Below are 7,807 nucleotides of genomic sequence, written 5' to 3' on the forward strand. Positions count from 1 at the left end.
AAAGATGAACGCGCGCAACACAGACCTGGTGATCGTCGGCGGTGAATCCGACCCCAACACCCAACGCATCGTCGACCAAGCCCACCTGCGTGGCGTCGACTATTTCTTCTGGGACACCGACCGGCCGGACGCTCGCCAGATCGCCTGGGATTTTCAAACGCCCGAAATTGATTTCGGCGACGTAGCGTTGCGGCCTGCGGCGATGTTCCTGCGTTTCAACGTGTTTGACTGCGACGCGGTCGCCAACCACGCCGCTTACGACGTCGCCGAATCGTTTGCACTGGCTTGGCCTGCGATTCGATTGCTCAACCGAAGCACCGTCGGCGATGGAAACAACAAGTCACGCAATTTGGTCCGCGCCCGCGACTGCGGGTTTGTGATTCCACAAACCACCGTACTGGGTGACCTGTCGCCACTGGAATCGATTCCCGACCCCGAATCCAAAATCATCAAACCGCTCGCCGGCGGCGACCATGCGATCATCGTCCGCGACGTGATCGACGATCCGTCGCGATTGATGGAACGGACGCCACAATTCGTCCAGGAACGACTCGACGGCGAAAACGTGCGGGTCTTCTCGATCGGCGGAAACCTGCACGCGTTTCACCTGCAAACGACCGAAATTGATTACCGGACCGACGACAACGTGGTCGTCCACGCAGTCGAGGTCCCGCCGGAACTCGCCCCGTCGATCCATCAATTGGTCGAACAAATCGGTTTCGATTACTGCGCGTTGGACTTCCGTTGCCGCGACGGATTTCGCGATCCCGTTTTCTTAGAAATCAACTCGTTCCCGATGTTCGTGGCGTTCGACGACGCCTGCGAAAACAAGCTTGCCGACGCCATTTTGGAGTTTTTGGTCTGAAAGAGTACACTGCCGCCTGGCTTTCACCGCTATTTGCAAGGTCGGCAGGAATGAATCAGCCCCCCAACGACGTCTCGATGATGCTGCGTGAACTCGGACGCGGCAACGATTCCGTCAAAGAACAACTGTTCGAACAACTCCAAAGCGAACTTCGACAGATGGCTTCGGCGCTGATGCGTCGCGAGCGCAGCGACCACACGCTGCAAGCCACGGCGCTGGTCAACGAAGCCTGCATTCGGTTGCTCGATTCCGATGCGATCGGCAACGCGACCGACCGACGCTATTTCTTCGCCGCCGCCAACCGCGCGATGCGTCAGATCTTGATCGACCACGCGCGACGACGGAACACGACCAAACGTGGCGGCGAGTACCAACGAGGTTCGCTGGACGTCGTGCTGGAAAATTTCGAAACCAGCAACGGTTGCCGATTCGAAGACTTGGAAGCGTCTCTGGAAGTGCTCGAAAAGGACTCGCCGCGGCAGCGCGAAGTCGTCGAATTGCGGTTCTTCTCCGGGCTGTCGATTCCCGAAACCGCCGAAGTCTTGGGCGTCAGCGAGGGGACCGTCGAACGAGATTGGCGACTGGCTCGCGCGAAGCTGTATCAGCAGTTGCGAGAGGAGTAGAGAGCGACTGACGTTAGCTTTTTTACTGGGCTAACCATCGAAAATAATACCCACTGATGGCAGCGCGAACCCACGGATGACAGGGTGCCGAAAATCCGTGGGTTCGCGCTGCCATCCGTGGGCTCAGTGGTAATTGCGGCACTCCAAATCTAAAAGTAGACGCAGCATTAAAACAAATCCTGCTGCTGTGATGACCCGTCCGGCAATTCGATTCGCTCGACGCACTCCGGCACGTCGTTGCGCGGACTGTTGACGATCTTTGACACAGGAAAGGCGGTCAGTAGATCCACAGGCGCCGGCCGCAGCAATTCGCGCAGGGAACTCGGATCGTCGCGATCCTGTTCCAGCCATGCCGCTTGCCCGTCGGGATCGAGGATCACGGGCATTCGATCGTGAATCGACCGTGTCGTCTCGTTGGCGGCCGTGGTCAAAATCGTAAACGTTTCGATCGGCCGGTCGTCGCCCTCGATCTTGCGGTTGCGTTCCCAAAGACCCGCAAGCGCCAGCACGCCGCCATCGACGGGCTCGATCAGGTAAGGCTGCTTTCCATCGGCCGTCTTCATCCACTCGTAATACCCGTCGGCGGGGATCAGACAACGTCGACTGGCAAACGCTTTCTTGAACGACGGCTTTTCGTGCACCGTCTCGCTGCGGGCGTTGATCATCCGATTGCCGATCGCCAAATCATCGGCCCAGGACGGAACCAGCCCCCACCGCAGCATCACCCACTCGCGTCGAGGGCCATCGGCGGCGGCCCGCACGCAAGACACCTGTTGGGTCGGCGCGATGTTGTACCGCGCGGTGCTTTCATACTCGGCCGCCTTCGCGGCAATCTCCTCTTGCGACCACAGCGGCAAGAACTCTTGCGTCCACGCGGCCGAGGGAGTGCGAAGATTGATGCGACCACACACGATAAAGAGTCCCCAATTTGCGGTTAGCGGTAGGGCGCGAGCCCTCCGGTCCGCCAACGCGTTTGCAACGCCTCCACCGCACGGCTCACGCCGTTCCGCTAACGCCGTCGGGGCCCCAACCAAGTGTATCAATTTGCGTGTTGCAAAATGCACCGGTTGCCGCATGGTCTCGGCACCGCCTCTGGCCCGAATCAGCCCGATCAAGACGCGGGAAAACACCGTAAAAGTGGCGATCGACGCCGCCTCCAGCGCCGACCGCCTAGCCGTCGTTCATCCCCTGGGGAAGGGTTTTTCGAGGCCGGGAGTTTTGAAAAGCAAACCGGATGCCAATCGCCACCCGCGACATTCTGCACAAACGCACTACAATCCTGGCGAAAACAGCTGATTCCCCCGATAGGACCCGCAAGCCTTGAATTTTCGACTTCTCAGCCGTGTGCTTGGCATCGTCTGTCTGCTGATCGGCGGATCGATGAGTTTCAGCCTGCCGTTTGCGTTTCCGTTGCTGGCCAACCGCACCCATCTGCCTGCGGCCGAGGCGTTGGAACGCGAGGGGATTCGCGGCCTGGTCTTGAGCATGGCGATCAGCTTGTTGGTCGGGACGCTGTTGCTGGTCAGCGGACGCGGCAATCGCGGTAAACCGCTGTTTCGCAAGGAAGCGATGGCCGTCGTCGGACTCAGTTGGGTGCTGGCGACCGTGTTGGGCGCGTTGCCGTATTACTTGGCCGGAACCGAAATCGCTGCCGATCAACCGATCACGTTCATCGAAGCGATGTTCGAATCGCAGTCCGGCTTCAGCACGACCGGCGCGACCATCCTGACGGACTTGGAGAACCCGAGCTCCGTGCCGCACTGCATCCTCTTCTGGCGCAGCTGGACGCACTTTCTGGGCGGACTGGGGATCGTCGTGTTGTTCGTCGCCATCCTCGGTCAAGGATCTGCGGGCAAGGCGATGGTCCGCGCCGAAATGCCGGGACCGAGCAAAGAAGGCAGCATGCCCCGGATGCAACACACCGCCCTCGTCTTTGCCGGTATCTACTGTGGCCTCAACGCGATCCTGACGGCGATCTACATGCTCGAAGGCATGACGCTCTTTGACGGACTCTGTCACGCCTTCGGAACCATGGCCACCGGTGGGTTCAGTACCTACAACCGATCCCTGGGCGGATTCGACAGCCCACTGATCGAGTACACCACCATCGTCTTCATGATCCTGGCCGGCACCAATTTCACCTTGCTGTATTTAACCCTGATGGGCGGGCCGCGGCAGCTGTTTCAAGATGTGGAGTTTCAAACCTTTATCGGAATCATCGCCGGACTGAGCGGGTGTATTTTGCTGTTCGGAATGCGCGCCGGTGACGTCGGCTTTGAATCCCTCGGGCAAGGCTTTCGCAACGGGCTGTTTCAAGTCGTCTCGGTGATGACGACCACCGGCTACGGGACGGCCGACTTCGATCGCTGGAATAACTTTGCCCGCGGCAGCCTGCTCGTGTTGATGTTCATCGGCGGATGCGCCGGCAGCACCGGCGGTGGAATGAAAGTCATTCGGCACGTGCTGTTCTACAAAATCCTGCTCCGCGAGATCGAACTTTCGTATCGTCCCCGCGTCGTCCGGCTGATTCGGATCGGCGGCACCACCGCCGACGATCCGGCGATGCTCCGCGGCATCATGGTCTACTTCTGTTTGATCCTAGGAATTTTCATCGCCTCATGGATGCTGTTGGTCACCTTCGAACCGAGCTCGACGTGGGGCTATTCCGAAGAATCAGCGGAGATGGTCGAAGACAACACGCTGGACGAAAAACTGCTCGATTGTGCCAGCGCGGTCGCCGCCACGCTCAACAACATCGGCCCCGGACTGGGTGTCGTCGGCGCGACTCAGAACTACGCCGGATTCAGCCAAGGCGCCAAGTTCCTGTTCGTCTGGTTGATGCTGCTCGGTCGCGTCGAAGTCTTCAGCGTGCTGGTGTTGGTCTTCCCGACCTTCTGGCGAAGGACGTAATCAACTCCGCCGGAACCTCGTCGGGCCAATCGCCCGTCAATCGAATCTTGCGGACGGTCACGTCACACTTCTCGTGGCGGTAAATGCCCGGTCGTTCGTGACCGCGGACCGGGATCGCTGTGAGCGGCTGATCGTTCAGCGTCAGTGACAACTGATCGCCGTCGCGTGACATGACCAACGTATTCCAAGCGTCATCCTTCGGCACGTTGTCCGCCGCGATGGCCGAATAGGGCGGGTCGACGTTTGCCACATTGATGAACCCGACCGATGCCAAGTCTCCGTTAGCGCTGATCCAATCCGGTGTCGTTCCCTCCGGCCCCAATCGCATCACCGTTCGTCCGATCGTCGGTGAGAACTCCGTTTCCCCGGTCTTCCAATAAAAATCGATCTCGATCGATTCCCCATTCTGAATCGGTCGCAGGTATTCGATGTGACTGGCCGACTCGCTCGCCCGGCCACCGGAACTGGCACGCTTGCCGTTGTAGTGCAATTGTCCCTCGCGAACACTCCACCCATCCGCCAAAGGCCCCTTCGCCAAGTCCGCTTCCATCTTTTCACGGAACTTGAGGATCGACTGCTCGTTTTGCTTCGGCCCGATCGGGAGCAACATTTTTGGAATCGACTTTCCACGTGTCAGCACGCCCCAGCCACGCATGGTCGGATCGATCAAATTGACTTCGTCGGGGATCGTGGGTGATCCCGAGAATCGCACGTCACGAAACTTCGTCGTGCGGAACTTGTGGTGATGGACCGAGACGAAGGGATACGACCCCGTCGCCGTGTCAGTGACATAGGGCTCGCCATTGCACAACGCTTGAACGCGATCGGCCGAGACTGAAACCGCTTCGACGTTGGGCTTGCCATGGCGTATCGCGCCGACCTTGAACTCGACCAGTCCGCGATTGCCCATCCCCAAAATCTTGGCCGTTTGTTGCCATCCGTTGCCTTGGTAGATCACACCCCCATAGGCGATGTCGGCTTCGCCCCAGCCCCCGTCTTCGATCTCCGCCGAGAACGTGAACGAACCGCTCAGCGGATACTTGAACATCAAGTGCGACTGTTCATACCCACTGGTCCCGCTGATCCAGCCTTCGGGACTGACGGCATAGAGCGGCGGCAATCGCACGTTATCACCGCGATAACGCGCGGAGATTGGGACGACATCAAAATGTTCCAACGGGGAATCGGTCGTCGCGCCCGCCGCGCGACCGACGCCCATCTTTGCCGTCGCGCGGGCCACGGCAGAAACCATAAAGTTTCGTTGTCCGCGAATCGCGTAGGTTTTCACGTTGCGGATCATCGGTTCCGCAATCGCGACCGGAAGCCCCGCTTCAACCGCACGAACGATCAAATGCGTCTCCAATGCCGGGAACCGAAGACTCTTGTCGTTTTGTTTGGGAAGGTTTTGGGCCAACCGATCACCAACCGCGCGCAACGTCGGTGCGATTTCATTGAGCACCGCATCGGTTTCGTCGTCGTTCGATTTGGCCGCCGCCAATCTTAATAATGCCGCCGCCATGTCAGCTTCATCACCGACGGCTTGTCGATTTCGCTGAAGATGCTCCATGACCGACTCGGTTTGCCCCGCCGCGACTGCGGCATCGATCAACATCACCAACGAATTGACAACCGGATAGTCCTCGGTGCTGGTCGGAAGATTGATGACTGCATCGAGCTTCGGGTGCTGTCGTCGCACCAGCGGCGGCGGAATCTCGTAGCTGACCAGCGCGTCGAAGTACGCGATCGGATGGTCACCGTCGCGGCCGAACGTCAGCTTCTGCAACAACTCGATTTGCTTGTCGGTGGGCAACTGTGAGATCGCCAGACAGACGTGGGATTCAAACCGATTGGAATAGTTGCGTTGGGTGTTGAAATGCTTGGTGATGGCTTGGCGGAAAACGGGATCCATCTGATCGGTCAATCCGTCATCGATCATGCTGACCGTCATCCGCTCCAGGGCGCGCCGCTTGTAATCTTGCAGGTCGACTCCACTGGGGTAGGGCTGCGTCTCGATCGTGTCCAACTCGGATTGGATGTAGTCGTCGATGACTTGGATATCGCCGCTGGCCTTGGCGATCGCCACGTACCGCAGCGCGAGCCGCCGGCGGATTTCGCGGTGCCGGTTGGCGGTGTAGCTGTCTGAACCGATCAGCGATTCGGTGCGCCGGAGCAATTCAGCCACATGCTTCGTGACCTCAGCCAAACTTGCATCACCTTTGTTTTTCGCATCGCTAATCAAATCCGACGCAACGATCGGCCAGATCGCGTGCATCACCCGATCGACCACTTCCGACTTCTTTTGTGACTCACTGGCCATCTGGCTGGTGATCGTCGTGACCGGCCCGCTGCCGGCGGGTCTTTGCCCCAGCGGAGGAAGTTCTTTGCCGATGGATTCAATCAGGCGATCCAGCGACGTGGCCAGACGCTCCATTTGACCGGAGGCAAAGGCGAGTTGAACCAACGCGATCGACAACTCCACGTTTTGCTCGGCCGATGCCAAACGTTTCTCCAGTGTCGCCGCAACCTCGTCGGCTCGACCGCTGGCCGCCGCCGCAGTGGCCAGCACCATCGATGCCGAAGAGACGACGATGTCGTCATCGGATCGGATCCGGTCGTAGGAAGACGTCGCAATCTTTTGGGAATAGTCGAACACCGTGCCGGGCCGATTGGCCGGGGCGAAAATCTCCAGGTAGGCATCGGTCACACGGCTCATCGCCTGGCGATCGACTTGCCGGTCGCGATCGCTCTGGTAAGAACTGAGCTTGAATTCAAACGGAACGCCCATCGCTTGGGACAACGCATCGGTCACGGCGTCAACCTTGTCGGCCAACAGATCCATTTCCGTCTGCTGTTCGCGAGAGCTGAACACCGGCTGATTGCGTGACGAAGTGATCGCAAACGCATCGCCTCCGGTCGACAATTTGCGCAGCGGCGGGCCGTTTTGTAACGCCAATTGCAAGGCCCGCATCGAGGTGTCGATCTCACCGGCCTTGGCGGCGTCCTTGGCGACCTGCAAACACCGATCGACCGACGCTTGCGACAGCGGCGCATTCGGTTGGGACTGGGCGGTGATCAAATCCAAGATTCGGGAAATGGACTGCGACGCGTCTCCGCTGATCTCCGCCAACGCCAACGCGATCGACGAGTCGTTGGCGGATTCGGCCACCTTGCTGAGGTAGCCGACCAATCGCGCACCGATCTCATGGTCGGCTTTGTTCTCCGATCGACTGGCCGCCCGCGCGACCGGATACAGATCAAACAGTGCGGTCGCCTTGACGCGGTCGATGGTCTGATTGTTCTCGTCGGTCAGTTCCGACTCGGCCGGCAAACGTTCGAACAACGTGTCGGCAAGCGAGGTCGTGGAATCATCGCCCAGGTAACAGGCCGTCATCAACTGCAGCGCCGCCAA

At 59.3% G+C, this 7,807-nt stretch carries 5 protein-coding genes; 3 read left to right on the forward strand and 2 right to left on the reverse strand.

Annotated elements, in window-relative coordinates; all coding sequences use genetic code 11:
- Positions 1-865: RimK family alpha-L-glutamate ligase (locus ABX749_RS14290; protein WP_372896570.1), on the forward strand; the 865-nt coding region annotated here is incomplete at its 5' end.
- Positions 866-915: 50 nt separating this feature from the next.
- Positions 916-1,488 carry an ECF-type sigma factor gene (locus tag ABX749_RS14295; protein WP_095737444.1) on the forward strand — a complete coding sequence of 191 codons (573 nt, stop codon included), beginning with the start codon at positions 916-918 and terminating at the stop codon, positions 1,486-1,488.
- Positions 1,489-1,655: 167 nt separating this feature from the next.
- Here the strand turns inward: ABX749_RS14295 and ABX749_RS14300 are convergent, their stop codons facing one another.
- Positions 1,656-2,399 (reverse strand): SOS response-associated peptidase, encoded by a 744-nt coding sequence (locus ABX749_RS14300; protein WP_372896571.1) that lies wholly within the window; start codon positions 2,397-2,399, stop codon positions 1,656-1,658.
- A gap of 469 nt (positions 2,400-2,868) precedes the next feature.
- Here ABX749_RS14300 and ABX749_RS14305 point away from each other — a divergent pair, with 469 nt between their 5' ends.
- Positions 2,869-4,398 carry a TrkH family potassium uptake protein gene (locus ABX749_RS14305; protein ID WP_372896573.1) on the forward strand — a complete coding sequence of 510 codons (1,530 nt, stop codon included), beginning with the start codon at positions 2,869-2,871 and terminating at the stop codon, positions 4,396-4,398.
- Here ABX749_RS14305 and ABX749_RS14310 read toward each other — a convergent pair.
- The coding region (locus ABX749_RS14310; RefSeq protein ID WP_372896572.1) for a DUF1583 domain-containing protein at positions 4,352-7,807 on the reverse strand (3,456 nt) is incomplete at its 5' end. The genes ABX749_RS14305 and ABX749_RS14310 overlap by 47 nt on opposite strands.

Source organism: Stieleria sp., assembly GCF_041595215.1.
Classification (GTDB): Bacteria; Planctomycetota; Planctomycetia; order Pirellulales; family Pirellulaceae; genus Stieleria; species Stieleria magnilauensis.